Annotated in this window: 34 protein-coding genes; 20 read left to right on the plus strand and 14 right to left on the minus strand. The window is 53.6% G+C overall.

Annotated features, from left to right (window positions below):
- Positions 1-41: 41 nt before the first annotated feature.
- The 9 genes from ACIPF8_RS10760 to ACIPF8_RS10800 all read left to right on the plus strand — a co-directional run bounded on the left by ACIPF8_RS10760 (position 42) and on the right by ACIPF8_RS10800 (position 7,878).
- Entirely contained in the window at positions 42-569 is a 528-nt protein-coding gene (locus ACIPF8_RS10760; RefSeq protein WP_400420714.1) for a tail fiber assembly protein, read from the plus strand.
- A 30-nt stretch (positions 570-599) separates the two neighbouring features.
- Positions 600-1,772 carry a phage tail sheath protein gene (locus ACIPF8_RS10765; protein WP_400420716.1) on the plus strand — a complete coding sequence of 391 codons (1,173 nt, stop codon included), beginning with the start codon at positions 600-602 and terminating at the stop codon, positions 1,770-1,772.
- Positions 1,773-1,811: 39 nt separating this feature from the next.
- Positions 1,812-2,321 (plus strand): phage major tail tube protein, encoded by a 510-nt coding sequence (locus ACIPF8_RS10770; RefSeq protein WP_400420719.1) that lies wholly within the window; start codon positions 1,812-1,814, stop codon positions 2,319-2,321.
- Positions 2,322-2,383: 62 nt separating this feature from the next.
- Positions 2,384-2,713 carry a phage tail assembly protein gene (locus ACIPF8_RS10775; protein ID WP_400420722.1) on the plus strand — a complete coding sequence of 110 codons (330 nt, stop codon included), beginning with the start codon at positions 2,384-2,386 and terminating at the stop codon, positions 2,711-2,713.
- A gap of 8 nt (positions 2,714-2,721) precedes the next feature.
- Positions 2,722-2,838 carry a GpE family phage tail protein gene (locus tag ACIPF8_RS10780; protein WP_400420725.1) on the plus strand — a complete coding sequence of 39 codons (117 nt, stop codon included), beginning with the start codon at positions 2,722-2,724 and terminating at the stop codon, positions 2,836-2,838.
- Positions 2,839-2,854: 16 nt separating this feature from the next.
- On the plus strand, positions 2,855-5,575 hold the full coding sequence (locus ACIPF8_RS10785; RefSeq protein ID WP_400420728.1) for a phage tail tape measure protein: 2,721 nt from the start codon (positions 2,855-2,857) through the stop codon (positions 5,573-5,575).
- Positions 5,576-5,590: 15 nt separating this feature from the next.
- A complete protein-coding gene (locus ACIPF8_RS10790; RefSeq protein WP_400420730.1) occupies positions 5,591-6,115 on the plus strand; it encodes a phage tail protein in 525 nt (174 codons plus the stop codon).
- A 46-nt stretch (positions 6,116-6,161) separates the two neighbouring features.
- Positions 6,162-6,428, plus strand: a complete 267-nt coding sequence (locus ACIPF8_RS10795) for a hypothetical protein (RefSeq protein WP_400420732.1) — start codon at positions 6,162-6,164, stop codon at positions 6,426-6,428.
- A 268-nt stretch (positions 6,429-6,696) separates the two neighbouring features.
- Positions 6,697-7,878, plus strand: a complete 1,182-nt coding sequence (locus ACIPF8_RS10800; RefSeq protein WP_400420735.1) for a contractile injection system protein, VgrG/Pvc8 family — start codon at positions 6,697-6,699, stop codon at positions 7,876-7,878.
- Between the two features lie 100 nt (positions 7,879-7,978).
- Here ACIPF8_RS10800 and ACIPF8_RS10805 read toward each other — a convergent pair whose 3' ends face one another.
- The 8 genes from ACIPF8_RS10805 to ACIPF8_RS10840 form a co-directional block, all read right to left on the minus strand.
- Positions 7,979-8,281 carry a hypothetical protein gene (locus ACIPF8_RS10805; RefSeq protein WP_400420738.1) on the minus strand — a complete coding sequence of 101 codons (303 nt, stop codon included), beginning with the start codon at positions 8,279-8,281 and terminating at the stop codon, positions 7,979-7,981.
- A gap of 80 nt (positions 8,282-8,361) precedes the next feature.
- Positions 8,362-8,958, minus strand: a complete 597-nt coding sequence (locus tag ACIPF8_RS10810) for a hypothetical protein (RefSeq protein WP_400420741.1) — start codon at positions 8,956-8,958, stop codon at positions 8,362-8,364.
- 113 nt (positions 8,959-9,071) lie between these two features.
- Entirely contained in the window at positions 9,072-9,314 is a 243-nt protein-coding gene (locus ACIPF8_RS10815) for a hypothetical protein (RefSeq protein WP_400420744.1), read from the minus strand.
- 54 nt (positions 9,315-9,368) lie between these two features.
- Positions 9,369-9,632, minus strand: a complete 264-nt coding sequence (locus ACIPF8_RS10820; protein ID WP_400420745.1) for a hypothetical protein — start codon at positions 9,630-9,632, stop codon at positions 9,369-9,371.
- 216 nt (positions 9,633-9,848) lie between these two features.
- Positions 9,849-11,147: a hypothetical protein gene (locus ACIPF8_RS10825; protein WP_400420747.1), complete on the minus strand. Its 1,299-nt coding sequence runs from the start codon at positions 11,145-11,147 to the stop codon at positions 9,849-9,851.
- Between the two features lie 146 nt (positions 11,148-11,293).
- Positions 11,294-12,370, minus strand: coding sequence for a hypothetical protein (locus tag ACIPF8_RS10830; RefSeq protein WP_400420750.1), 1,077 nt, complete (start codon positions 12,368-12,370; stop codon positions 11,294-11,296).
- An 86-nt stretch (positions 12,371-12,456) separates the two neighbouring features.
- The gene (locus ACIPF8_RS10835) at positions 12,457-13,704 is read right to left on the minus strand and encodes a hypothetical protein (protein ID WP_400420752.1); all 1,248 of its coding nucleotides are present in this window, start codon (positions 13,702-13,704) and stop codon (positions 12,457-12,459) included.
- 464 nt (positions 13,705-14,168) lie between these two features.
- Complete coding sequence (locus tag ACIPF8_RS10840) at positions 14,169-14,666, minus strand: helix-turn-helix domain-containing protein (RefSeq protein ID WP_400420754.1); 498 nt, start codon at positions 14,664-14,666, stop codon at positions 14,169-14,171.
- Between the two features lie 22 nt (positions 14,667-14,688).
- Between ACIPF8_RS10840 and ACIPF8_RS10845 the strand changes: the two genes are divergently transcribed.
- The 9 genes from ACIPF8_RS10845 to ACIPF8_RS10885 all read left to right on the plus strand — a co-directional run bounded on the left by ACIPF8_RS10845 (position 14,689) and on the right by ACIPF8_RS10885 (position 19,127).
- The gene (locus ACIPF8_RS10845; RefSeq protein WP_400420756.1) at positions 14,689-14,886 is read left to right on the plus strand and encodes a hypothetical protein; all 198 of its coding nucleotides are present in this window, start codon (positions 14,689-14,691) and stop codon (positions 14,884-14,886) included.
- Between the two features lie 17 nt (positions 14,887-14,903).
- On the plus strand, positions 14,904-15,101 hold the full coding sequence (locus tag ACIPF8_RS10850) for a hypothetical protein (RefSeq protein WP_400420759.1): 198 nt from the start codon (positions 14,904-14,906) through the stop codon (positions 15,099-15,101).
- A 48-nt stretch (positions 15,102-15,149) separates the two neighbouring features.
- Complete coding sequence (locus tag ACIPF8_RS10855) at positions 15,150-15,344, plus strand: hypothetical protein (protein ID WP_400420762.1); 195 nt, start codon at positions 15,150-15,152, stop codon at positions 15,342-15,344.
- Positions 15,335-15,592 (plus strand): ogr/Delta-like zinc finger family protein, encoded by a 258-nt coding sequence (locus ACIPF8_RS10860; protein WP_400420765.1) that lies wholly within the window; start codon positions 15,335-15,337, stop codon positions 15,590-15,592. Before ACIPF8_RS10855 ends, ACIPF8_RS10860 begins: the two co-directional genes overlap by 10 nt.
- A gap of 236 nt (positions 15,593-15,828) precedes the next feature.
- A complete protein-coding gene (locus ACIPF8_RS10865) occupies positions 15,829-16,011 on the plus strand; it encodes a hypothetical protein (RefSeq protein WP_400420768.1) in 183 nt (60 codons plus the stop codon).
- On the plus strand, positions 16,008-16,394 hold the full coding sequence (locus ACIPF8_RS10870) for a hypothetical protein (RefSeq protein WP_400420771.1): 387 nt from the start codon (positions 16,008-16,010) through the stop codon (positions 16,392-16,394). The genes ACIPF8_RS10865 and ACIPF8_RS10870 overlap by 4 nt, the downstream gene beginning before the upstream one ends.
- Positions 16,391-18,304 (plus strand): replication endonuclease, encoded by a 1,914-nt coding sequence (locus ACIPF8_RS10875; protein ID WP_400420774.1) that lies wholly within the window; start codon positions 16,391-16,393, stop codon positions 18,302-18,304. The genes ACIPF8_RS10870 and ACIPF8_RS10875 overlap by 4 nt, the downstream gene beginning before the upstream one ends.
- 207 nt (positions 18,305-18,511) lie before the next feature.
- Positions 18,512-18,853, plus strand: coding sequence for a hypothetical protein (locus ACIPF8_RS10880; RefSeq protein WP_400420777.1), 342 nt, complete (start codon positions 18,512-18,514; stop codon positions 18,851-18,853).
- A 55-nt stretch (positions 18,854-18,908) separates the two neighbouring features.
- Positions 18,909-19,127 (plus strand): helix-turn-helix transcriptional regulator, encoded by a 219-nt coding sequence (locus tag ACIPF8_RS10885; RefSeq protein WP_400420780.1) that lies wholly within the window; start codon positions 18,909-18,911, stop codon positions 19,125-19,127.
- Here the strand turns inward: ACIPF8_RS10885 and ACIPF8_RS10890 are convergent.
- The 3 genes from ACIPF8_RS10890 to guaB all read right to left on the minus strand — a co-directional run bounded on the left by ACIPF8_RS10890 (position 19,102) and on the right by guaB (position 23,871).
- Entirely contained in the window at positions 19,102-20,310 is a 1,209-nt protein-coding gene (locus ACIPF8_RS10890) for a tyrosine-type recombinase/integrase (protein ID WP_400420783.1), read from the minus strand. The two genes, ACIPF8_RS10885 and ACIPF8_RS10890, sit on opposite strands and share 26 nt — an antisense overlap.
- A 306-nt stretch (positions 20,311-20,616) precedes the next feature.
- Complete coding sequence (gene guaA, locus ACIPF8_RS10895) at positions 20,617-22,197, minus strand: glutamine-hydrolyzing GMP synthase (RefSeq protein WP_400420786.1); 1,581 nt, start codon at positions 22,195-22,197, stop codon at positions 20,617-20,619.
- 213 nt (positions 22,198-22,410) lie between these two features.
- On the minus strand, positions 22,411-23,871 hold the full coding sequence (gene guaB / locus ACIPF8_RS10900; RefSeq protein ID WP_400420788.1) for an IMP dehydrogenase: 1,461 nt from the start codon (positions 23,869-23,871) through the stop codon (positions 22,411-22,413).
- Positions 23,872-24,046: 175 nt separating this feature from the next.
- Here guaB and ACIPF8_RS10905 point away from each other — a divergent pair, with 175 nt between their 5' ends.
- Positions 24,047-24,559 carry a DUF4124 domain-containing protein gene (locus tag ACIPF8_RS10905; RefSeq protein WP_400420790.1) on the plus strand — a complete coding sequence of 171 codons (513 nt, stop codon included), beginning with the start codon at positions 24,047-24,049 and terminating at the stop codon, positions 24,557-24,559.
- A gap of 35 nt (positions 24,560-24,594) precedes the next feature.
- On the opposite strand, the gene ACIPF8_RS10910 is transcribed toward ACIPF8_RS10905, so the two are convergent.
- Together ACIPF8_RS10910 and ACIPF8_RS10915 are read right to left on the minus strand one after the other, a co-directional pair.
- A complete protein-coding gene (locus tag ACIPF8_RS10910) occupies positions 24,595-24,912 on the minus strand; it encodes an RnfH family protein (RefSeq protein ID WP_400420793.1) in 318 nt (105 codons plus the stop codon).
- Position 24,913: 1 nt separating this feature from the next.
- Positions 24,914-25,354: a type II toxin-antitoxin system RatA family toxin gene (locus tag ACIPF8_RS10915; protein ID WP_400420796.1), complete on the minus strand. Its 441-nt coding sequence runs from the start codon at positions 25,352-25,354 to the stop codon at positions 24,914-24,916.
- Positions 25,355-25,421: 67 nt separating this feature from the next.
- Here ACIPF8_RS10915 and smpB point away from each other — a divergent pair, with 67 nt between their 5' ends.
- Entirely contained in the window at positions 25,422-25,871 is a 450-nt protein-coding gene (smpB, locus tag ACIPF8_RS10920) for an SsrA-binding protein SmpB (protein WP_395824059.1), read from the plus strand.
- Positions 25,872-25,940: 69 nt separating this feature from the next.
- Here smpB and ACIPF8_RS10925 read toward each other — a convergent pair whose 3' ends face one another.
- Positions 25,941-26,861 carry an SPFH domain-containing protein gene (locus ACIPF8_RS10925; RefSeq protein WP_400420800.1) on the minus strand — a complete coding sequence of 307 codons (921 nt, stop codon included), beginning with the start codon at positions 26,859-26,861 and terminating at the stop codon, positions 25,941-25,943.
- Positions 26,862-26,876: the final 15 nt, after the last annotated feature.

Here is a 26,876-nt window from a genome sequence, read left to right on the forward strand (position 1 = left end):
CAACCGATCACACCAGCGACAACACAACCAGGAACACGCTCATGCCAATTGCACCCGATCTAGCACTGCAGGAACTCCACGACCCGACCCCGATCCCGCCGGCGCCGCCGTTAGCACAGCCACCGGTGTTAGCACCAAGCGAGGAAGCAACGCCGGTCGATCCCTTTGCCTATACCGACATCAAGGGCATCGTGCGTCTGCCGGGGGGCTTTCAGTGCGAGGTCAAATTCACTGCCCACGACGACTATTTGTCCTTCTTCGCCTGCCCTGACGATGTCGAGGCCCACGGGCGGGCGATCCACGCCGCCTGCGCAGCGCGCCAGGCGCCCGATTATTTCCCCAACGATGCCGAGTATCTGGCGGCGGCGCAGGAGCGCATCGAATTGGCGTTACGGCGTGCCAACAGCGAAGTCGTCATCTATCAGGACCGCGTCGATGTTGACGAGGCAAGCGACGCCGACCGTGCGCAGCTGACGGCGTGGAAGAAATACCGCGTGGCCATCAATCGCGTCCCCGATCAACCGAGCTATCCGCATGCGATCACCTGGCCGGCAGTGCCAAACGCTTAATACGACCACCCACATATCACAGGAGAAATAATGCCCACTGATTACCACCATGGCGTGCGCGTCATCGAAAAAACCGAGGGTACGCGCCCCATCCGCACCATCAGCACTGCCGTCATCGGCTTGATCGCCACCGCCGAAGATGCCGACCCGGTCGTCTTCCCGCTCGACACGCCGGTCCTGCTGACCAACGTCATCGCCGCCCTGGGTAAAGCCGGCACCACCGGCACGCTGCGCCGCACCTTAGAGGCCATCGGCGCGCAGACAAAGCCGTTCACGATTGTCGTGCGCGTGGCCGAAGGTAAGGACGAAGCCGAGACTACTTCCAACGTGATCGGCACCACCACCGCATCGGGCAAGTACACCGGCATCAAGGCGCTGCTGGCGGCGCAGGCCCGGCTCGGCATCAAACCGCGCATCCTGGGCGCACCAGGCTTGGATACCAAGGCCGTTACCAACGCCCTGGTCAGCGTGGCCCAGCAACTTCGCGGCTTTGTCTATGCGGCAGCGCACGGCTGCTTGACCAAGGAAGACGCCGCCCTGTATCGCAAAGATTTCGGCCAACGCGAGCTGATGCTGATCTGGCCGGATTTCGTGAGCTGGGACACCGCCACCAACGCCGAGGCCAGTATCCCGGCGGTCGCCTACGCGCTGGGCCTGCGCGCAAAGCTGGACGAGGCAGTCGGTTGGCACAAGACCTTGTCGAATATCCCGGTCAATGGCCCGACCGGCATTTCGGCGGATGTGTTCTGGGATCTGCAAGATCCGGCCACCGATGCCGGCTACCTCAACGGTAAAGAAGTCACGACTTTGATCAACAGCGGCGGCTTCCGCTTCTGGGGTTCCCGCACCGCTGAGGTCGGCGGGTTCTTCTATTTCGAGAGCTATACCCGCACCGCCCAGGTCGTCGCCGACACCATTGCCGAGGTGCACATGGCCTATGTCGACGTGCCGATGCATCCGTCGTTGGTGAAAGACATGATCGAGAGCATCAATGCCAAATTCCGCGAGCTGGTCAAAAAGGGCTATTTGCTGGGTGGCAGCGCCTGGTTCGATCCCGAATTCAACGAAAAGGAGACGTTGAAGGCCGGTAGTCTGGCCATCGATTACGACTACACGCCGGCGCCGCCCCTGGAAAATTTACTGTTCCAGCAGCGCATCACCGACCGTTACCTGGCCGATTTCGCAGCTGCTGTTGCCGCGTAGTCGCCGACCTACCTATTTACATAGAAAGCACACCACAGCATGGGCATGCCAAAAAAACTCAAAGACTTTATGTTGTTCGATAGCGGTCAATCCTATCGCGGCGAGGTCGAGGAAGTCACCCTCCCCAAACTGTCCCGCAAGACCGAGGAATATATTGCCGGCGGCATGAGCGGCCCGATCCCCGTTGATCTGGGCAATGAGGCTATCACCCTCGAATGGACCGCCGGCGGCCTGTTGATCGACGCGCTGCTGCAGTATGGCGCTCGCAGCCACAACGCCACGCAACTGCGCTTTGCCGGCGGTTACGAAAGCGATGACGACGGCGTCGTCTCAGCCGTCGAGATCGTCGTGCGCGGTCGCCACAAGGAAATCGACATGGGCGGCGCCAAAGTCGGCGACGACACCAAGCAGAAATACACCACCGCCTGCAGCTATTACAAGCTGACCATCGACAACAAGCCGATCTATGAATTCGATTTCATCAACGGTGTTGAGAGAATCGGCGGCAAGGACACCAACGCGTCGATTCGTCGCGCGATTGGCCTGTAAGTCGGGCCAACGCCAAGAACAGCCCTCCCTTTTTTATTTTTTACTTTTAAAAACTCCATCTTATGAAAAAAATTGACATTGCCAACAGCACCGCCCCGACCACTTCCAAGACGATTACTTTGGATGAGCCGATTGTGCGCGGCGACACCGTCATCAGCGAGATCACCATTCGCCGCCCGAAGGCTGGCGCCTTGCGTGGCGTCTCCCTGATGGACCTGGGCAATCTGAGCGTAGCTGCCCTTCAGACTGTCTTGCCGCGCATCACACAACCAACCCTGACTGCCCAAGAAGTCGCCGGCATGGACCCGGCGGACTTGACCGAGATCGGTAGCGAGGTGGCGATTTTTTTGGTGAAGAAAGCGGATCGCCTGGCGGCCTTCCCCAATACGTAGAAGATCCCATGGCCGATATTGCGGTGGTGTTTCACTGGCCGCCGCAGGCCATGGATGATCTGGAACTGTCGGACTTGATGGCCTGGCGCGAACGCGCCAGGGTGCGTAGCGGCGCCGAAGAATAGAGAGGTTAATAAAAACATGAGCGACAAGCAATTGCGGCTGCAGGTAGTGTTTGCCGCGCTGGATAAACTGACCGGCCCTTTAAAAAAGATCACCGGCGAATCCTCCGCACTCGGCAAAGCCATCAAGGCCAATAACGACCGTTTGAAAGAACTGGGCGCCCAACAGAAGGACGTTGGGCGCTTCCGCGAATTGAATGCCGGTCTACATGAAAGCTCCAGCAAATTGCGCGAAACGCAGCAGCAAATCGCCATCCTTGCGCAAAAGATGAAACAGGCCGAACAGCCGACGCGGGAATTAACCCGCGAATTCAAGGCCGCCGTCAAATCCGCCGGCGCCTTGAAACTGGCCGGCCAGCAGCAAGGCGAGCAAATGCAGATCTTGCGCACCCGTTTATCGGGTGCCGGCATCGATACCCAGAAACTCCGGTCGGCGCAAACCTGGTTGAAAGACAGCATAGCCTTTACCAATGCCGAACTGACAACGCAGCAGAAAAAGCTGGCCGCAGTCGGCGCCCAGCAACAGAAAGTCGCCGGCGCCCGTCAACACGCCGACAAGCTGCGCGCCACCGCCGGCAACGTGGCCGCCGCCGGCATTGGTGCAACTGTCGCCGGCGCCGCCGTCGGCGCACCCATCGTCAAAGGACTACAGGAAGCGAAGCACTACCAGACTGAAAAAGGCCGCATTACTGCGTTGGGCCTAGGACCACAAGCCAGCTTTGATGCCGAGAAGTACGCGCGCAGCATGAAGACTTACGGCACCAGCCACGCCGAGAACCTGGAGCTAGTCAGGGACAGCATGTCAGTGTTCGGCGATCTGCCGCACGCGCAAATGGTCGCGCCCATGCTGGCCAAGATGAAATTTGCCAACAAGGCGTTTTACGGTGAAGAGGCCGGCGGCGAGAATGAGCGCAAATTCATGGACATGCTCAAGGTCATCGAGGTGCGCGGCGGCACCGCCAGCGCCGGCAAATTTAACGAGCAGGCCAACATGGTGCAAAAGGTCATTTCCGCGACCGGTGGCCGGGTCGGTCCAAGCGAATGGCTCAATCTCATCAAGACCGGCGGCATTGCCGCCAAGAGCATGGACGAGAAGGCGTTTTACTATGAGCTGGAACCGCTGGTGCAGGAGCTGGGTGGCTTTGGTGTCGGTAACGGCTTGATGTCGAGCTACAACAATCTGTATCAGGGCCGCACCAGCAAGCGCGCCGCGATGAACCTGGACAAATTGGGCTTGATTGGCGATCACACCAAAGTGAAACACGACACGGTCGGCCAAACCGCCCAGCTCGATCCCGGCGCCCTGCTGGGCGCCGATCTGTTCAAGAAAAGCCAATTCGAGTGGATGGAGCAAGTGCTGCTGCCGCAACTGGCCAAGCACGGTATCACCAAGAAATCGCAAGTGTTAGATACCATCGGCAGCCTGTACACCAACCGCAAGGCCGGCGACCTGATGGCCAATATGTATCTGCAGCGCGCCCAGATCCACAAGAACATGAAATTGAACGAAGGCTCCTACGATGTCGACCAGCTCGAACCGTTGGCGCGGGAGCAAGCTGCCGGCAAGGAAATGGAGGCGCACGCCAAGCTGGCAGACCTGCAGTTGACCATGGGTGAAAAGATCCTGCCGCTCTACTCCCGCGCCATTGAGACAGTCACCGCTGCCCTGGATGGATTAAATGGCTTCATGGAGCGTAATCCCACCCTGGCCAGAGTCATGATCGTCAGCTTTGGCAGCCTGGCGGCCATCCTGGTCGTGCTGGGGCCGCTGATGCTGGGTCTGGCTGCCTTGATTGGCCCCTACGCCATGTTGCATGTGTTGTTTGCCAAGATGGGCATTGCCGGCGGTGTGCTGACGCCTATCCTGCGTGGGCTGGGTTCGGCCTTCACCTGGTTAGGTCGCATCCTGTTGTTTGTTGGGCGCGCCTTCCTGATGAATCCGATTGGTCTGGCGGTGACCGCCATCGGGCTGGCCGCTTACCTGATCTATCAGTATTGGGGACCGATCAAGGAATTCTTTGTTTCTCTCTGGGATGGTGTCAGCAGCGTCTTTACCGCCGCCTGGGCCGGCATCAAGGCATTTGCGGGTGGCCTCTGGGCCGATGTGAAGCAGGCATTCGGCGGCGGCATTGTGGGCGTCAATGCGCTGGTGTTGAACTGGTCGCCGCTTGGTTTGTTCTACCAGGCGTTTGCCGGCGTGATGAGCTGGTTCGGCGTTGAGCTACCGAGTAAATTTAGCGACTTCGGCCTGAACATCATGCAAGGCCTGGCCAATGGCATCACCGGCGCGCTGTCGACCGTCAAAGCCGCCGTTACCGGCGCCGGCGACAACGTGGTCGGCTGGTTCAAGGACAAGCTGGGGATCCATAGCCCTAGCCGTGTGTTTGCCGAGTTGGGCGATTTCACCATGCAAGGGCTGTCCGTCGGCCTGCAACGCAGCCAGGATGATCCACTTGACCAGGTCAGCGGTCTCGCCAAGCGCTTGACCCAGCTCGGCGCCGGTATCGCCATCGGCGCGGCAGCCATGCCGGCGTTGGCCTTCGACACCCGGCCACCGATTGCGCCGCGCGCGGGCGGCGCCGGCATGGTGATCCAGGGCGACACGATCCAGATCACCGTGGCAGCTAGCCCTGCCATGGACGAACAAGCCATTGCCCGCGCCGTCGCCCAAGCGTTGGAACAACGCGACCGCCAGAAGGCGGTGCGGATGCGCTCCAGCCTGTCCGATTACGATTATTAAGGATCGCACACGATGATGATGGCTTTAGGAATGTTCGTCTTCAGCCTGCCGACCCTGGCCTACCAGGAGCTGCAGCGTAAAACCGACTGGAAGCACCCAACCACGGCACGGGTCGGCGCCCGTAACGCCCGCCAGTTCACCGGCAAAGGCGACGACACCATCACCCTGTCGGGCTGGTTCGCGCCAGAACTGACCGGCAGCATCTATTCGCTCGATGCGCTGCGGTTAATGGCCGACACCGGCAAGTCGTGGATTCTGATTCAGGGAACCGGTCGGATTCTGGGATCGTTCATCATCGCCAGCATGACCGAGGGGCGCACCGTCCTGGGCCAGGACGGTGACGCAGCGAAGATTGAATTCTCGATCACGCTAGAGCGTGTGGATGAGTCCGTGCTAGGCATACTCAACACGCTCGGAGACCTGGGCAGCATCAAGAACATGCTCAGTCTGGAGGGAATCAGCAACAGCGTAAGCAATGCGATCAATACCGGCGCATCAACGTTCAACAACGTTGCAAATAGCGTGCGGAGCCTGTTTTGAGTACTCCGCACATTTTGATATTTTTATTGACCATAGGTGCCACGACATGAAGCAACGCCCATCCATTGATTACAAGAAAAACGATTGGTTGAACACAACTGCCAATCAGGTATTTCGTCAGCCTCCAGATGAGGGCGAGGTGTCAGCATGGGCATGCAAAGTACTGCAAGCTTTGAATGGATTAACTCATGCGGAGATTCGCCATGTACTGCGGCAAGCCGATGTCCTACTCAGCAACGCCACAGTATTGGATTGTTCGTCTAACGAGATACAAAAAGTCTTCCGAGAATATATTCGCGACTCGAATCCATGAGCGTGACAGCTTCAACTACGCAGCGTTCTATTTTTGTGTTGTATCCGGCGGCAACTTTCGTCGATTGAATTTGATGTGCCAAGCTAAGTACTTGCGACACCAATAAATTTTCGAGCAAATCTGTCTGTTTATCCATGAATGCTTTCTGCAAAGTCTATGAAAACGCAGAGTCGAAGTCTGCGATGCCATTGTAAGCAAACAAAAGAGATTTATTGCCATTTCACCAATGACATATCCAATCCCCTCATTCAAAGTAACTTTGGACGGCATGGACTTAACGCCAAAATTCGCGCCGCGCCTGGTCAATTTGAGTCTGACCGAATTCCGCAGCGACAACGCGGACGAGCTGCGCCTATCCCTGTCGGATGACGATGGTCTGTTGGCGTTGCCACCCAAGGGCGCCCGGATCAATGTGCAGATCGGATGGCGCGACGCCGGCCTGGTCGACAAGGGGGAATTCACCGTCGATGAAATCGAGCATGCCGGCACGCCGGATGTACTGACCTTGCACGCCCGCGCCGCCAGCCTAATCGATACTTTCCGCCAGCCGATGGAACGCAGCTTCCACAACACAACACTAGGCGCGGTGATCGAGGTGATCGCGTTTCAACAGGAGCTGACCGCCGGCATTGCGAACGCCTTGCGGGATATTCCCGTCAAGCACCTGGATCAGACCCGAGAAAGCGATGCCGCTTTCTTGCGCCGGATCGGCAAGAAATACGACGCCCTAGCCACCGTTAAAAATGGAACCTTGCTGTTCATGCCAGCAGGTCGGAGCAAGACAGCATCGGGCCGCGATTTGCCGACAGTGCGGATTACGCGCCAGGATGGCGACAAGCACCGCTATCACAGTGCCGAGCGCAACAGCTACAGTGGCGTGCGGGCATATTGGTATGACGATCGGCACAGCTTGCGGCGCAATGTTGTGGCCGGTGTGCCAGGCAACAGCAAACGGCTGCGCACCACCTATGCCAATGAAGCCGATGCACGCACGGCAGCGGTCGCCGAATGGCAGCGCATCCAGCGCGGCATGGCCACCTTTGAACTGTCGCTGGCGTTCGGCAATCCGGCGCTGACGCCGCAATCTCCAGTGGTAGTCAGTGGATGGAAAGGGGAAATTGATCATCAGGAATGGCTAGTTGGTAAAACCACGCACAATCTGAGCGATGCGGGATTGACTACCGATATTGAATGCGAGACGCGCACCGAGGAGCTTGATGCCGAGCGCGAAGACCAGGTCGATCCAGATCCAGGCGTCACTGGCGTCATTGCCAAATGGCGCGACAAGGTCAACAAGAAACAAGGGGAACAGCTTGCAGGATCTCGAAGCCATCCCAAAACGCTACCGCATAGCTATACGAGTAAGCAATCGGCTGCGCGTGCGGCAAAACTTGAGTGGGCAAAGATCCAAGAACGGCGCGACATCATCAAAGAAAAGGACGATATGTGAGAGACCGGTATCGACCCAAAGCGGCTGTACGCTTTCCTCCGAAGCAGCCGTTCGATTCGACTCGACGTACCTCTCTTGGACCAGCGCAGAGGGAACAGTTTTATGTATCCTTATCGATTTCTTTTCTTTTAATTTTCGGCATCTTAATGAATTTCCCGAGCAGCCAATTCCCCGTCCCCCATAAAAATGCTAAGAAAATAAAAAATTTAAGTCCGTCGAACAGAATGTCCCTGGGAACCCAACGCCACGTACCAATCTTTACAAAAGCTAAAAAGGGCATAAGCAGAAACATTATGGATACGTAGCCTGCACCCATAAGGAGGAACCCTCGTACCCACCAGCCGAACAATCCGTCTGCAAATCTGCTCGTTTTCCATGATTGCCGTTTTGCGTCTTCCGTCATTCTTTGTTTTCTCCGATATGCAATGGCCGCTTCTGGCCGTTAATAGCCGATCGTAACAAGGTGATTTCGACCCAAACCGGTCATTCAGGTTTCTCCAAATCTGTCTTCCAAAGTGGCGGTAGGGATAATCGCTGGACGAAAACTTGACCTGACATATCAGCCATTTTCGGTGACAGCCCTCGTTCAATGAGAGCGCATGCGATTGCGTCGCGTGAGAAATCATTAAGCGCCAATCTCTGGCTTGAATACAAAGATGAAAATTTATCTTTTAGTTCGGCGACAGAAAACGGCGCTAAAAATGCACGGGCGGCAGCAAGATCACCGTTTGAATAAGTAAAGGGGATGTTATTAAGGGCATCTTGTTTTGTGAAACGAAATACGTGTGTTTGGTTTGATAAAGCAATCACATCGGACTTGGAAAAACCTTCCGTATCATACCCAAGGCCGTACTCCTTGTGGATAGCACCTATCAAAAGATTAGCTGTGGTGCAAGTTGACTGCGCTGACTCCGTTCTGGCATCAACTACCGTAATCAAGACATACGATGGCGAAGTAGAGGAGTTATGGATAGCAGCTTCGTAGCTCGCACGGGATTGTACAGATTGAGCTCCGCTAATGGCCCCCGCTGCGAAAGCTGGTGTCACGACGAATGCCAATACGAGGACCGACAATTTCATGGTGCAAATTCCTAATAGAGATGATGTTCACGCAAGCAATCTGAAGCGCCACCTGTTAGCAGACACTTTCGACCGTCCCGTATTGGCCGGTTGCCGACCTTAAAACAGAAAATCTAATCTAGCCCAAGTGTCTTAGGCAAATTCATGACGAAATCGGATTTCTCCGGGTAATCTTTGGCAAGCTCACGAATTTGTAGGCAGAAATCTTTTTTCGTTTCTGCATCCATGCAATACAGTTCACTCGCCAATCCCTCTAGCCTAGCAATTGCGACATCTTCGTCAAGTAAAGCGCCGTCCGTAAACTCCAAGAACAAAGTCATGTCGATAATCGACTTAACTAAGCATTTATCAAGCATGCCTTATCCTTTCGAGAGTCTTGTAATGGCCGAACGCGGCCTCATATCGCATCATCAGATAAAAAATTCCTCTCTTGGATTGTCTTCTTCGAGCTCGCCGAAAACTAAAGTGACTTTTGCTCCCTTCATAAACGGCAAAGCGCACAGGTCTTGCCTAATGAACGCAAATAGCTCCTTCGAAGATGGACCAGCAAAGACGCCTTCAGCATCACCGCCATCAATCGCCATATCATCGCCGAGGTACTCTCCTATCCCACATTCAGCCATCGAAATGCGATACTTGGAGATGAACTCAGAGTACGGAATGATGTCGCGCATTCCATGTCTAAAGTAGATAACGAGATGTTCCATAGCCAATCTTTCTTATGTACGTGAGAGGCAGCTATTGGCCGGTTTGCGACTATCACCGAGTTCAAAAGACGCCGGGATCAGGTCTTGCACCGACACATTTTTTTTGCTCTAGTGCTTGAGCAATATGTCATTGCAAGACCTGACCCCGTCGTCCCTTCTGAGAAATAAAGCGCATCAATATTTTCAATCACGATTCGACGCGAATGCCGATAGCTTTCTTAAATTTTTTGCGGTGTACATCGCGGTTAGCTCATGCCTTATTATGCTTAAAAGCATGTTTTGTGCCGTGATAAGTAGGTCGACGTCTTCGTCGCTTAATCTTGCCGCTTTCGAATGCACGAGACGACCTCGTAGATTGAGAACTTTCCCGTAACTTAAAATCATGTTTTCACGCTCGGCACGATTCTTCCCAAGCAGAAAAGCATACCTATCGGATAATCTCTTAGACATGCTATCAAGGTGATCGTTGCTCCCAAGCAGTGCTTCCAAGCCGATGCATGCTGCAATGTATGAAAAGGTTTGGTTATCCGCAAACAGAGAATCTTCATACCATTCGATTGCAGCCGCGATGCTTACAAAATCAGGTTCATTTTTTGCGTCAAAAAAATCTCTTAGATGCTGCAATTTATTTTGAAATGCTTCGCTCTTTTCCTCGTTAGTAATCGCGAGTCTGGTAGTTCTGGTCAATAAAGATAGTCCTGCATTCTCTCTGACTTGGAGGGTTGTTTCATCGGGAATGAGCTTTCCAAAACAACGCGCTAGCCCATCGGGTAGTGAAGTAAATAGCAGCTTCTGAGTGAGTGTTTCACTCATTGTCGCTTTCGCCTTAGCCTGACTAAAATTTTCGCCATTGCAAATTCCATTGGTCGTCAGAATAAATGCGCACTGCTTTGCCTGAGATATACAGGACGTTGGTAGCGGCGAGTTCGCAGAGCTTTCGACATAACCAATTGTAGAAATCTCTAGGTAGCCGTCGCTTCCCGGCGGTGTATCCCAAGCTGCGCCGGCCAAATCAGCAAGCCTGTTTGTTGCAGGTCGCGGCACGTCTCCGATAACAATTCGTATCCCTTCACAAACATCGTATGTCGCTGTGCCCCAACCAGGAAACGACGGTAAACTTATCCGCAGCGCATATGCTCTTGGTAGCGATTCGAGATAATTTTTGATGCGGAGTATAAGGGCGGTCTTTAGATCTGCATTACCATGCTCCGATAATGAACCTGTACGATCTAGATGTTCACCGTAGAATCCAACACATTCCTGTATCACAATGGAAAGTGCGTTTTGCTTGCTTAGGAACTTTGAATGAAGCTTAGTAATGCTGTCTCGGAGGGCTTCGAATTCGGGACTCCAACGTAGAATTGGAGCCTCGCTATTCAGCGTTACGGTGGAGACAAATTTTTCGATCACAGTTAAATATTTTCCGTGTAAAACAATTTTTGCTGGCGGTTTTACAGGAATATTTTGCCGTTCTGAGTTCATTGCCGTTCCTTTTTTATGCGTTGCGGAATCATGAAACGCTTCGTCATCGGCGAAAGCGGATTGCTATAAAAAAGTCAATCGACGGCGATCCAGCTGAATAACATAATGTCAACTAGCGTGAACGCGGATAACGGGACTTTTATATATCACTTCCTACCTTCTTTTGAGAAGTCTACTTTTTCTTTACGACGCAACTCATGAGTCAAACTCGCAATGGCCTGCAGTGCTTCCTTTGCAAATCCAATATCTTGTTTTTTTAACAAATATGATTCTGGCCATTTTATATCTTGTGACAGAAAATCCAACAACATATCTGCACGTCGCTGCTGATCCTCACTGAGTGAAGATGAAAATGATTCATTACCCAAATACACAAGCATATAACGATCAAATATTGCCTTCACCTTTAGCAAATAAGTCGAAGTATCAACATAATGTCGGTATTGTTTCAAATACCATGCACTGATAAATTCTATAAATATAAATAATGCCGAACACGAAACGATACCATAAATATATTCACTTCTAAATCCGTGAAACCACGAAACCACTTGCCAACTTACAATTGAGAAGATGAAAAAATAGATTCCCCATTTGGTATATGATGTGCCCTTATCAAGTAAAAGCGATGCTTTTTTATCTGCATCATTTGCTTTATCTTCTAAAACTAATTTAATTTCTTTGAAATATTTTTCAAATGAAGATAAAGGTTTTCTATTTTTTTTGTATTTAAATTCTTCACTTATCCTCCTCTCTTCTTCTAAATAATCTTCTAATTCTTCACTATCGATATCAGGTCTAGAACCTGTAGGAAAAGGCCAAGCATCGGCTGGGCTCGAAACCTTCTTGACTCTCAGATTATCAACATCAAAGAAAGAGATCGAGTTTTTAAAAACTGCAGATACCAAAAGCGCAATCGATGCTATCAAAAAACAAATGCCAAATGCTATTTGCACCTGAGTTTTCGTTATATTTTCTATACCATAACTATATACAAAGGAAGTTAGCGCAATAGTCATACAGATAACACTTGCTAGCAGTAATACTCTGCCTTTAAGCAGCTGTATTCGTTCTGTTTTCTTTTCCTCTTCTTGTTTTTGCAACATCATTAAACGTTCGCTCTCCAGCTCCTGCGCATAAAGATATTCTTGATATTTCCCACTATTTATTGCTTCAACAAGTTCTGGGTCGAAAACAGTAGATTTCTTCTCATTCTCATTCATATTTATACCAATAGAAAATATTGATTGAAAATATTGCTATTTTAAAAAAATGTCCATTTACCTGCAATAACAGGGTCAGATACTTATCATTTTATTGAATCATATGTTGCTTCAATGACGGGAGAAAAGGCGGCAGCACTCATCCTTTCTGAGACGGTACCACGTTGACTTACATTCTCATCAGGCATTTCGAAAAACCAATTAATGATTGGCCCATATGGGGAAATATCTAATGATCTATCTTTTTTTGCTTCTTCCATATCTACTTCAAATGCTTTCAAAATATCGTTCAATGACCGAGAGAAATTAGCGGCGGGCATAATTTTAAGATCCTGCTCAACAAGAACTTGAGTATTGACTAAAGCAAAAATTTCACGTGAACTAACACCGTACAAATTAGCCAGTATATTTTTAATTTCAGTTTTTTCGATGCAATTTTCAAGCTTTTCAATTAACGAATTTCGCTCAAACAGTCTATCTAAGAGAAAGGAAAGATGTATCAAGCCACCCTTCCCATTTTTCCTGTAATAATCCAAAATCAATCGATCATCATTTGAAAGTGTACGTCCTGTCGAGTAAGAGGAAATTTCCGAATTACGATGCCGCCTTTTGAAGTATGTTGAAATATTTAGAATCGGAGTAATTATCACAACAATTATTAATGCAACACATATTGATTCGAACAAAAATAAAATGAAATACAAGGGAGCCCGCAGAAAATGAATCCAAAAACTGTCAGCATTTGTAACTCGCTGCCAAATTGGCCTTTCGTTCCCATTTTGATTGGGTTCAACTACCGCGATTTGCCGAATTCCGGCAATCTTGCCAAGTGGGCTGACCCCAATCGATGCATTTATCGGAGCCAGGACCAAAACCTGCACATCGATGAATTCACCTGATTCAAGAATGATCGGCGCAATACTGACTTCGTTTTTTTTATTTAGAAAAACTTGGAGATTACGTTTTAAATAGTCATTGCTGCCAGAGATTCGAGAAACCTCAAGTATTTTCCCTCCTTTGACATAGAACCCTAATGGCTCAGCATCATCGTAGTCACGCTTAACTATGTCCGTTTTACCAGAATTGACAACACTAAGTGTAATGACACGAAGTGTCTCATTCGATTTACGCAAATCCTCGCCAGAATATGAGATATCAAGCTTACTCACGTTCGTATGAACATCAAATACCGTTGAATTTGACGCCACATCCAATGTAAGCCCCGGGCGCTTTTCGTAAAAAAATGTTCCGTAAATACCGAATCCAAAACCTAGAAGTGCGACGATAGCCATTAATCCAGGCGATTTTATTAAAACCCACATTTTCTTTAACATCACATTCCCTCTTATCTAGGGTAATTCCACAAGGCTGAATATCCGACATACCTAATACTTGAGATGAAGGCAAGATAGATGTCGAGAAAATGAATAGTTCGCTCCTTGCGAAAAATAAATATTTCGCATCAGTATTTATCGAAGTCGTAATCGGTCTACTTCATGCCATCGTGGCGGTGCGTTACCAATTGGAGAGAGACATTCAAGGATTTCACCGGACGCCATTCTCTTTGCACTGCCCACCGAATAGCCTTTGCCGTCGACGTAGCAGTAAGCTTGCGTGACAGTTGCTGCACCGGCGTCTGGCGGCAACTGATACAGCGACCAGCCACAAACTCCTGTCATCGCGGCGAGTGCCGCGGATAGTTGTTTGTGTAGCGTGGGCGTCTGATGCACGTTGCCGATGACGACTTGCCCGATGTCCCCTTTAAATTCTGTGGTCGCTTTTCGCCACAGCCTCCGCCTTATTCCTTGGTACTTTTTTTCTTTTTCTTGTCGGTCATGTGGAAAGTCATTGGCGCGTTGACCGTTTGATCTCCATCTACAACCTGGCTGACATTGCCGCTAAATTTCGTCCCGCTGGCCGCCTTCGGCGCCACGCTCATTCCATCTATCAGGGCAAGCACGCCGGCTTTGCCACGGACGTCTAGACCGCGATAACCGGACAGCATCTCTTTTTCGTCGTCAGTCAGCGCAGAGGACGATTTCTCTCCAGTTAAGACGTATTGAACATCTCCGCCAACGTCAGCAAAAGCCTTTAATACATCGCCGCCGGGAGCTGCTTCGTTGCGTTCGTAGCGTCCCCACATACCGCCACGAATCCCAATTTGATTGGCGATTTCTGTTTGCGTAAGGCCAAGTCGAATCCGCTCTTCCTGGAGTCGACCCGAGCAAAGTTCATTAAAATGCACAAATATTCCTTGATTAAGTCCATTTAAATGGATGTATTTACGCCATCCCATAGCGATTACACATCATAACATCATGGAAACATTGCCCAAAATCAGGCGTATCCCCAAGGGAACCACTTCCCAGCCGCTCGGCGCCAGGTTGATGCCGGAAGAAATTGTCGAGGTCAATCAACTCGCATCCAGCAAACGGCAGTCCCGCGCCTGGACTCTCCGCTACCTGATCTTACGCGGCCTCGCCGACTATAAGCGCGACCCAAGCTCTCCCCAATAACTATTAAGGACGCCGTCATGTATCCCGACATCAAACGAATCCGAAATAACCGCGTCATGGTGCGCATGGACGATTACGAGCACGCCATCGTTGTATCCATCGCCAATTATCAGGGCGAATCGGTCGCAACCATTGTGCGGCAAATTGTCATGAAAGAAGCCATGGCGGTATTAGCTGAATACAACAACGACAGCTTAACCCGCAGCGCTGCATAAAAGAAGGCAGCAACTAGCAACTTTAAAGCAACTTATAAGCAGCCGAAAATGCCCGAAGTAGATACCCCCTACGATGACGAAGACACCAATTTTCTGGAGCGAATCCGTCAAAAGGAGGGTCTGGCCAGCATCGAGCAAGTGACCGAATGGCTGTTGAAAACGCGCCTGCGCAAGCAATCTCGCCACATCACCGGTAGAGGCCGCGCAATGCATCTCGTCGACAGGAAGCCATCATGCGAGTAATCAGCATCCCTTGCCCGCATTGCCGCCATCGTGTGCGCGCCGCCAAGAGCCGCACCATGTCGGACATGATGAAGGAGATCACCTACATGTGCCAGAACCCGGATTGCGGCCATGTCTTTGTCGCCAGTTTAGAAGTGCTGCGCACCCTGTCCATGTCAGCCATGCCGAATCCGGATGTGCGCATCCATGTCTCGCAGCATGTTCGCAATGCCTGCGCCAATCAGTTGGCGCTATTCAAGAACGATTGAAAGCCAACCATGATGACCCGCCAGATCCTCGCGCCACCTTAAACACCCGCTAGCTCTTCCTCCTTTTCGTTGTTACCGGCAATGCCTGATGTCAGGCATGCGGGATTCGCTCACCCTGAAAAAAGAAAGCTTCTATGAAAAAGCATCTCGAAACGTTCTGTTCTGGCCTGCTGTGTGGCTTCGTCCTGTTCGCGCCGGCGCTGTGTGTTGCGCTCGGCTGGGTCAAGGGGTGAGCCATGTTCATCATCAAATGCCAGGCCACTGGCCTGCGCTTTTCTGAATTGTTCGCCTGCTCGATGAGCATCACCACCAATCCGGATCAGACAATGAAATTTCATAGCGAAGATGCCGCGTTGTGCCGCGTCAATCAGTTGCGCGTGGCCTATGGCTCGTTTGATTGGGCAGTGGTGCCGCTATGAACAGCAACCAGTTATCGACGCGCCAGGTGCCACACGTTCGCGAAAGCCGGAGCAAGGACGCCGCGCATTCTGTCGGCCATGCGCATTTGAACGTTGCCTACGTGATGTTAGCCGGCGACAAAGAAAGCCTGCGCGCATCGCATTGGAACCGCGTCTCACCCCGTGTACGCAAGATGCTGGCATGGATGGCCGGCCTGGACGGAAAGAAAGGCGACGGCACGCTGCAAGCGCTGGACGCCCTGGAGCGCGGCAAGCTGCATTGCGAAGCCCGCCGGCTCATCAAGGAACTGGAAATCGTCCTGCGCTGTGCGCAAGGCGGCCAACTGCCTAGCCAATTTCCGCCCGCAAACCACGAATCAGACGGCATCGCCGCAAAATCATGAGCTATCGCTTCTATTGCACTGAAAATATCACCAGCCTGCCCAAGCGCATGGGCCGCGCTCTGCGCGAACTGTTTGCGCGGGAAGGTCAGACCAAGCACAGCCACAAGATTGATGTCATCGATCAGATCTGGTGCGAGGATCATCGGTTGCCGCTGGATGCGCCCGATGAAGCGCTGTATCAAACGGCGGAACTGGCGGCCCGCGAGTGCTACAAGTATTGCGCCGATCTGCAATCACTGGATGCGATTGTGGCGGCGATTCGCGAACTGTGCAATCACCACGGCGTGACCGCCCCTACAGGCGAAGAAGAGGTCGAAATCATTCGTCGCGCGGTGGACAAGGCTTGGTGGCTGCGCGGCATCCGCAAAGCCCATGCGCGCCGCTGCGAGCATATGGCGATCCGCCTGGGCTTCACCAACTACAAGGCCGGCCCCTACGTCAGCAACGAAACCGCCTATCGCCAGCAGCGCCGCAACAAGCAGAACGCCAAGCTGCTGGCGTCGATTGAGCTGCAGAATGAAAACGGCCAGATCTACAGCCTGGAAGCGCTGGCTGCGCTCGGCACCGCCAATAAGGCGATCCGGCGAGGTGAACTGATGACGCGCATTCGCGGCTTTGAAGAGATCGCCTTCGACCTGGGGCATATCGGCCTGTTTGCGACGATCACGGCGCCATCGAAGTATCACGCGGTGATGAGCAAAAACGGCGAGTCGAATCCGAAGTACATCGAGTTTGGCGAACCGACGCCGCGCGATGCGCAGTTGTATCTGTGCGACGTATGGAAGCGCATCCGCTCCAAGCTACACCGCGACGGCATCCACGCCTATGGCTTCCGCATCGCAGAACCCCACCACGACGGCTGCCCGCACTGGCACATGCTGATGTTCGTGGCGCCGGAGCACCAGGAGCGCTACGAGGCCGTTATCAGCGCCTATGCCTTACTGGAGGATGGCGACGAACGCGGCGCCGACAAGAATCGCGTCAAGTTGGTGCGCATCGAGGCCGGCAAGGGTACGGCCGCCGGCTACATTGCCAAGTACATCGCCAAAAATATCGACGGCGAACATGTCGGCGATCATCACATGATCGAGGATGGCCGCACCCACATTGTGGTCGACGACCTGGTCGGCGACGAGTTGATCACGCCGAGCCAGCGCGTTTGCTATTGGGCGCAGACCTGGGGCATACGTCAGTTTCAGCAAGTCGGCGGCGCGCCGATTGGCACCTGGCGCGAGCTGCGGCGCGTCAAGGGCGAAAGCCTCACCCACGCGCCGGACGCCGTTAAATCAGCCTGGCAGGCCGCGCAAAGCATCAAGGCCACCGAGGTCAACATCGTCGACGGTAAGCGCGTCAAAACCGTCAAGACGGTCAAGCAGGCGTCATTCAGCGCCTACATGAGAGCGCAAGGCGGCCCCACAGTCGGACGCAAAGGCCTGGTCAAGATCGCCACGCGCACGACCGTCGTCGAAGGCAAGTACGCCACCTATGAGGCCGAGAAGCCGTGTGGGATTTATCACGCATGGAATCCACGCGCCGTATATGAATCGGTCCGTTATCAATGGACAGTCGTCGGCGAGGCCAAGGCTGTTGCTTTTGACTTACCTTGGACTCGTGTAAATAACTGTACGCAAAAAACCAAAAAGAAGACTTCCAGCTCGGTGATCAGTCCGGAGGAATCGGCAGAAATTGCCGCCCGACTGGCCGAATACATGGCCAAAAATCCCCAGCCGGAATACCAGCCCACCGACTGGACGGCAATCGAACAGAAAAGCCGAGACCTGGAACGCAAAACGAAGGACTTCGCGGACGCAACGAACGCGCAAGCGGACGACACGCGCCAGGTCGACAAGGCTGCCTACATCGCCAAATACATGGCCAAGGCCGTCGACGGCAAGAGCGTCATTGCCTAATGCCCGCACTTCCCTATCAATTCCCATCACTGAGAAAAGCTATGAAAATATTCATGCACCTGTGCCTATTCATTTTGTTGTTCTGCGCGTACTTCGGCCTAGGCAGATTTATCTGTGTGATATTCCGCACCTCTCTGATTGCCACCATAGGATGGTCGGCAGTTGTATTTGCAGTCTTGATGCACGGCATGCTCCTGGGGGCATTTAATGGATAAGCCAGTGCAGCTCATCCACGCTGGCGACCGCGTGACCTTTGACAGCGACGAAGGTATCCAGGCCGGCTACGTCAACGACCTGCGCCGCGACGTGGGCAATGGTCAATTGCACGCCCTAGTCGAGCTCGACCATCAATGGCCAGGCATGTTTCGCGCCGTCCCTGTGTCCGCCATTTTGACTTCCGATCCTGTCGGGCCACCTTCACTTCTTCACTTCAACGTCAATTTAACAACTTGCGAGCCTATCGCCGGGGAGAGACTACCTCATGGCTACGGTTACGCAATCAACATGGAGGCCGCCAAAGACTTATCGAAACCGTCATGTAGTAGCTAAAAATAACCAATCCAGAAATCAACGAAAACCCACCACCTCAAGGAGCAAAAGCAAAATGCTGATCAATCGAAAAAAACTACTGGCAATGATTCCACTTTCAGACCGGGTAATCTATAACATGGAAAAGCGCGGCGATTTTCCGAAACGGATTGTGCTAACAAGCAGAAATGTCGCATGGGATCTCGCGGAAATTGAAGCGTGGATCGAAATACGGAGAACTTCCGGGGAACAGGCCGCGCGGCCCGGCTTCACGCCGCAAGTCGCTTGCCCCTGATCGTCCACTCGTCAATCATATCCGCCCAATCCTGCAACATGGCCGTGCGTTGTTCTCTGTACTCGGCCTTGTTGTAAACAGCTCTCACGCCTTTCTGCTCATGGGCGAGGCATTTCTCGATCCAGTCAGTGTTATACCCCGCCTCATGCAGCAGAGTGCTGGCCGTGCGCCTCAAATCATGTGGACCGAACTTCGATAGTGCCTGCCCTTCTTTTTGGGCAAGGCGGTATGTCAGCGTAAGCACCTGGTTCAACGTTGCGCTACTCATAGGGAGATCCGAATCGTAGCGCGACGGCAAGATGTATGCCGAACCACCAGAAAAAGTTTTAAGCGCAATAAAAATATCCAACACCTGCCGCGATAGAAAAACAAGATGCGGATTGCGGCGCTTCATACGTTCCTTTGGAATTGTCCATAAGGCTTGGCTGAAATTGATTTCATCCCATGTCGCGTTTGTTAGTTCACTCTTGCGGACCATCGTCAGCAAAAGCAGCTTGGCCGCCGCACGAATGGATGGCGTTGTTCCGATTCTCTCGATGTACTGATAAGCGATCCCGATTTCTTCCGGAGTCAACGCCCGGTCGCGCGGCTCAAACTTCGCGATGGTAGTCGGCCTTACCAGATCCGCAGGATTTGCCACCGTCTGACCGCGCTCAATTGCCCAGCGAAATACCTGTGACACGATCTCCCGAACATGTATCGCGGTTGCTGGAGCCCCTCGGTCAACGATCACATCCGTCAGTGCACGCAGATCCTCATGCGTAAATTCAATCAATTTTTTGTTGTAAAACTTTGGCTTGATCTCTCGCTCGTACACGGACGTGCGCATGTCTCGCGTCGAGTCGGCCATCTGATAGCCACGTAGCCATTTTTCGGCCCAGGCGCCGAATGTTTCCACGCCCTTCACTCGGGCTTTATCTCTCGCCTTCTCTTTGGCCGGTGACTTGCCGGCGGCAATCATCCTCTTGGCTTCCCCCAGTTGCTCCCGGGCTTCCGCAAGTGAGATACCACCTAGACCATAGCGCCCAAACGTCAGTGTCTCCTGCCTACCATTGATCGAGTAGTTGTAGCGAAAGGAGATCGATCCTGCTGGTGTAACGGCTACGTATAGGCCGTCACGGTCGTTTACTTTGAAAAGCTTTTCACCTGCTTTCAAGTTGCGCAGCTTGGTATCGGTCAACATGGATTTCTTCCTTTCATAGTTAGAAATACCATGATTTCCGCCTCCCCCTTTTTTGCCAAATATCCTATTTAAATCAATGGCCTAGATGTTTCCAGTACCATGAAGTCGAAAAAAAACATGACATGGTATCGGGTGGCGATCATGGCATCGGCGTGGATAATACCATCATGGATGCCATCTAAAATATGTACTTGGGTATACATCGGCGTGCTATTCAGTGCGGTTCCATAAAGCAAAAAAGCCCGCATTTACGCGGGCTTTCAGGCATTTTCTACTTTCGTATACTTGCAAGTGCTAGACCTATTTTCATTCCCACTCAATCGTCGCAGGCGGCTTCCCGGAGATATCGTAAACCACGCGATTGATGCCGCGCACTTCATTGATGACGCGGTTCGATACGCGGCCCAGCAACTCGTGCGGCAGATGCGCCCAGTGTGCTGTCATGAAATCCTGGGTCTGCACTGCGCGCAGCGCCACTACGTATTCGTAGGTGCGGCCATCGCCCATCACGCCGACTGACTTGACCGGCAGGAAAACGGCGAACGCCTGGCTGGTCTTGTCGTACCAGGATTCGTCGTTGTCGTCCTTGGTGTTGCGCAGCTCTTCGATGAAGATGGCATCGGCGCGGCGCAGCAGGTCGGCGAATTCTTTTTTGACTTCACCCAGGATGCGCACACCCAGCCCCGGGCCTGGGAATGGATGGCGATACACCATCGCGTGCGGCAGGCCGAGCGCGACGCCCAGCTTGCGTACTTCGTCCTTGAACAGTTCGCGCAGCGGCTCCAGCAGTTTCAGGTTCAGGGTATCCGGCAAACCGCCGACATTGTGGTGGCTCTTGATGGTGTGCGCGGCATTCTTGCCCTTGCCGGCGCTTTCGATGACGTCAGGATAAATCGTGCCTTGCGCCAGCCATTTGGCATTCTTCAGTTTGCCCGACTCAACCTGGAACACTTCGACGAATTCGCGGCCGATGATCTTGCGCTTGGCTTCCGGATCGGTCACGCCGGCCAGGTGGCCCATGAACTGTGCCGTAGCGTCGACGTGGATCACCTTGACGCCGAGGTTCTCGGCAAACATCTCCATCACCATCTTGCCTTCATCGAGGCGCAGCAGGCCGTGGTCGACGAATACGCAAGTCAGTTGGTCGCCGATGGCGCGATGGATCAACGCAGCGGCAACGCTGCTATCGACGCCACCGGACAAGCCGAGGATCACTTCATCGCTGCCGACTTGTTTGCGGATCGACTCAACCGCTTCGGCGATGTAGTCCGGCATGTTCCAGTCCGGCTTGCAGCCGCAGATATCAACCACGAAGCGCTTCAGAATTGCCTCACCTTGCACGGTGTGAGTCACTTCCGGATGGAATTGCACCGCGTAGAATTTGCGCTCTTCGTCGGCCATGCCGGCGATCGGGCAGTTCGGGGTCGATGCCATCAGCTTGAAGCCGGCTGGCATGTGGTCAACCTTGTCGCCATGGCTCATCCAGACCTTCAGCATGGACTGCGAATCCGGCGTCACGAAATCGCTGATGTCCTTCAGCAGCGCGGTGTGGCCGCGTGCCCGCACTTCGGCGTAACCGAATTCGCGGACCTTGCCCATCTCGACCTTGCCGCCCAATTGCTCAGCCATGGTTTGCATGCCGTAGCAGATGCCGAAAACCGGCACGCCCAGCTCGAACACTGCTTGCGGTGCACGCGGGGTGTCGCCGTCGGTAACGCTGTTAGGACCGCCCGACAGGATCACACCGGCAGCGCCGTAGCTGCGGATGAATTCATCGGACACATCGTAAGGATAAACCTCGGAAAACACACCAGCGTCGCGCACACGGCGTGCGATCAGTTGGGTTACCTGGGAGCCGAAATCGAGGATGAGGATTTTTGAGTGCATGGTGGCTGATTTAGCAAAAAATGAGAATCTGTAATAGGACTTGCGCAAAACGCTCCTAGCAAGGCACGACGACGAAGACAGTACGGCGTACGGCTAGGAGGAGTAACGCGGCTGGGGCCGTTTTGCGCAAATCCTATTTAAAGTGCACGCGCCACCGGCGGTATTCCCGCAGGTGGCGCGTTCCTGGACTAGATCAAGGTGCAAATCCAACTATCAATCGGTCCGATAGTTAGGTGCTTCCTTGGTAATCTGGACGTCATGGACATGGGATTCGCGCATGCCGGCCGAGGTGATTTCCACGAACTCGGCTTTTTCGCGCAACTCATCGATCGTCGCGCAACCGCAGTAACCCATGGAAGAACGCACCCCGCCGATCAGTTGATACAAGATCGTCAGGACGCTGCCCTTGTAAGGAACCCGGCCTTCGATACCTTCAGGAACGAACTTGTCAGCCTTGTTGGCGGAGTCCTGGAAGTAACGGTCAGCCGAACCATCCGACATCGCGCCCAGGCTGCCCATGCCGCGATACGACTTGTAGCTGCGGCCCTGGAACAGGATCACTTCGCCCGGCGCTTCTTCAGTACCGGCGAACATGCTGCCCATCATTACGGTCGATGCGCCGGCGGCCAGCGCCTTGGCGATGTCGCCCGAGAAACGGATACCGCCATCGGCGATACATGGAATGCCTGTGCCCTTGAGCGCTTGCGCGACGTTGGAGATCGCAGAAATCTGCGGTACGCCGACGCCAGCCACGATACGCGTGGTGCAGATCGAACCAGGACCGATACCGACCTTGACACCGTCAGCACCATGGTCTGCCAACGCCTTGGCGGCAGCAGCGGTAGCGATATTGCCGCCGATGACTTCCACCTGCGGGAAATTCTGCTTGACCCATTTGACGCGATCCAGCACGCCCTTGGAGTGACCGTGCGCGGTATCGACCACGATGACGTCGACGCCGGCTTTCACCAGCAGTTCGATGCGTTCTTCGTTATCGGCGCCGACGCCAACTGCCGCGCCTACGCGCAGCTTGCCCTGGCTGTCCTTGGAGGCCAGCGGGTGCGATGTCGATTTCTGGATATCCTTGACCGTGATCAGGCCGCGCAGCTCGAAAGCGTCGTTGACCACCATCACGCGTTCCAGGCGGTGCTTGTTCATCAAGCGCTTGGCTTCCGACAGATCGGCGCCGTCCTTGACGTAGACCAGCTTGTCGCGCGGGGTCATCTTGGCGCTGACTTCGGCGTCCAGTTCTTCTTCAAAACGCAGGTCGCGGTTGGTGATGATGCCGACCAGGCGATTGCCGTCGACCACCGGGAAACCGCTGATGCCATGCAATTCCGACAATGCCATCACTTCGCGGATGCGCATGTTAGGCGGGATCGTGATCGGATCGCGGACTACGCCGGATTCGAAACGCTTGACCTTGGAGACTTCGCGCGCCTGCTCTTGCGCGGTCAGATTCTTGTGGATGATGCCGATGCCGCCCTCTTGCGCCATGGCGATAGCCAGCCGCGCTTCAGTCACGGTATCCATCGCGGCCGACAACAACGGAATGTTGATATCGATATTGCGGGACAGACGTGTTTTGAGGGTAGTGTCTTTGGGGAGGACGTCCGAGTAAGCCGGAACCAACAGCACGTCATCGAACGTGAGTGCTTTTTGAAGTAGACGCATAGTTTTTCCTATAGGCGCAAAACCGAATTATACAGAAATCCGCGCAAGTCGCCTAACGCCACGCAAAACTCGTAAAATATTTCCACAAAGCACTATCGTTTGATTGACATGAGTTGTAAAACATGGCGAAATCTCCGCTCTGCCAATCCCATGCCACCGCGCCCAAGGACAAGTAATGAAAGTGATCCGCCTGAAACAGGTTTTTTCTACCGCTGCAGCGCTGGCCTTGCTCGGCATCGCCACCTCAGCCCTGGCGCAATTCGTGTGGCTGGATGAAAAAGGCGTGAAACAGTATTCGGATATGCCGCCACCGGCCTCGGTGCCGAACAAGCGCATCCTGAAAACGCCGGGTCACAGCCTGCCGCGTGGCAATGACGCCGAAGAAGCCGATGCCGGCGCCGATAGCAAGCCCGACGCAAAGGCGCCGCCTACGATTGCCGATCAAAATGCGGCGTTCCAGAAACGCAAGGTTGAACAAGCAGAAAAAGACAAGAAAGCCGCCCAGGAAGCTAAGCAGAAAGCCGACAAGGCCACAAATTGCGCCAACGCCCGCGCCAACCAGCGCACGCTCGATTCCGGCGCCCGCATCGCCCAGACCGACGCCAACGGCCAGCGTTCTTACGTCAGCGATGAACAACGCGCGCAACAAACCCAGGAAAACCGACGGATCCTGGACGATTGCCAATAAAACGGGAATACCCTGCCCTCGATGAAGCCCGCCTCTCAGCGGGCTTTTTTGTCGGCGCGCTTGCGGCGCGACTCCATCGGATCGGCAATCAGCGGCCGGTAGATTTCGATGCGATCATGCTCACGCAATACCGTGTCGAGCGTCTTCAGTTTGCCGTAGATGCCAACGCGCCAGCAGCTCAAATCGATTTCCCGCATTTCCTGCAGCAAGCCGCTGCGCTTGATGCCATCATGCAGCAAGGTGCCTGCCGGCACCTCCAGCTCGCGCACGACCTGCAGTTCTGGCGTGGCATAACAGACCTGTATGCGGATCGGTTGGCCGACAACGTCGCTGCCGTGATTGGTGGTTGTCATCTCACTCATGATGGCCGTAGACCGCGTCAGCGCGCTTGCAGAATGAATCGACAAAGCTGTTGGCGATCATGCTGAATACCGGGCCGATCAGTTTTTCCAGGATCCGGTTGGAAAACTCGTAGTGCAGTTCGAACTCGATTTTGCAGGCATCGGCGCGCAGCGCCTTGAAACTCCAGTTGCCGTCGAGATGCTTGAATGGCCCTTCCAGCAAGCGCATCCGCATCGCCACCGGCGGCGTATTGCTGTTTTCCGTCGTAAACGATTGCTTGATACCGTGGTAATGTATGTTCAGCGTCGCCACCAACCTGCCCTCGGCACGTTCACGGACCTCAACACCGCCGCACCACGGCAGGAATTGCGGGTAATCTTCGACCCGATCGACCAACGCGAACATCTGTTCGGCGCTGTATCCCAAAAGTACCGTTTTATGCACTACTGCCATTGAATATCAACCGTTTGATAGAATCACAACTTGAAATTTTAACCGACCTGCGCGATTTTCCTAATACATGAGCATTATTGATAATAAAAAAGCCTTCCACGACTACTTCATCGAAGAGCGTTTCGAAGCAGGCATGGAGCTGCACGGCTGGGAAGTCAAGGCAATCCGGGCCGGACGCGCCCAGCTGAAAGAAGCCTACGTGATCGTCCGTAATGGCGAAGTATTCCTGTTCGGCGCCCATATCAGCGCCCTCCTCAGCGCCTCCAGTCACGTCCATCCGGAAGCGGTGCGGACCCGCAAGCTATTGCTGCACGCCGAAGAAATCAAGAAACTGATCGGCAAGGTGGAGCGCTCCGGCTATACGCTGGTGCCGATCAACCTGCATTACCTGCGCGGCCGCATCAAGTGCGAGATCGGCCTGGCGAAGGGCAAGAAGCAACATGACAAGCGCGCCACCGAGCGCGAGCGCGACGGCCAACGCGAAGTCGCCGCGGCAATGAAACAGCATCGCCGTTAAACCATTCCCTCAAAAAAACAGCCCCGGCGCAACTGACGTTGGCCGGGGCTGTTTTTTCACCATCCTGGTTTAGGACTTGCCACCCTGCGATTTCACCACTTGCATCGCGGTTGCAATCAATCCGCTCATGTCGCCCAGGTTTGCCGGCACGATGATCGAATTATTGGTTTTCGCCAGTTGGCCGAACGCCGCCACATATTGCTCCGCCACTTTCAGGTTGACCGCATCCGAACCGCCCGGCGACTGGATCGCCGCCGCAGTTTTACGGATCGCCTCAGCGCTCGCTTCTGCAATCGACAGGATCGCAGCAGCCTGACCTTGAGCGCGGTTGATCGAAGCCTGCTTCTCGCCTTCCGACTTGGCAATCGATGCTTCACGTTCGCCGGTGGCGATATTGATCTGTTCCTGCTTGCGGCCTTCCGATGCTGCGATCAGCGCCCGCTTCTCGCGCTCGGCAGTGATCTGCGCTTGCATCGCATGCAGGATTTCCTTCGGTGGTGTCAGGTCCTTGATTTCGTAACGCAGCACCTTGACGCCCCAGTTGGCGGCCGACTCATCGATCGCGCTGACAATGGTGGTGTTGATGTGATCGCGCTCTTCAAATGTCTTGTCGAGTTCCATCTTGCCGATCACTGAACGCAAGGTAGTTTGCGCCAGTTGCGTGATCGCGGAAATATAGTTGGACGAGCCGTATGAAGCGCGCATCGGATCGGTGATCTGAAAATACAAAATGCCGTCGACCTGCAATTGCGTGTTGTCGCGGGTAATACAAACCTGCGGCGGCACATCCAGCGGGATTTCCTTCAGCACATGCTTGTAGGCGACGCGATCAATGAACGGCACCACGATGTTCAAGCCAGGGCCGAGTGTGGCGTGATACTTGCCCAGTCGTTCCACTACCCATGCATGCTGTTGCGGCACCACTTTGACCGTTTTGGCGATGAATATGATGGCGATGACCAGCAGGATTAACGATACGCTTCCGAACATGATTTTTTCCTTATG

Source organism: Collimonas sp. NPDC087041, from assembly GCF_044745265.1.
Lineage (GTDB): Bacteria > Pseudomonadota > Gammaproteobacteria > Burkholderiales > Burkholderiaceae_D > Collimonas.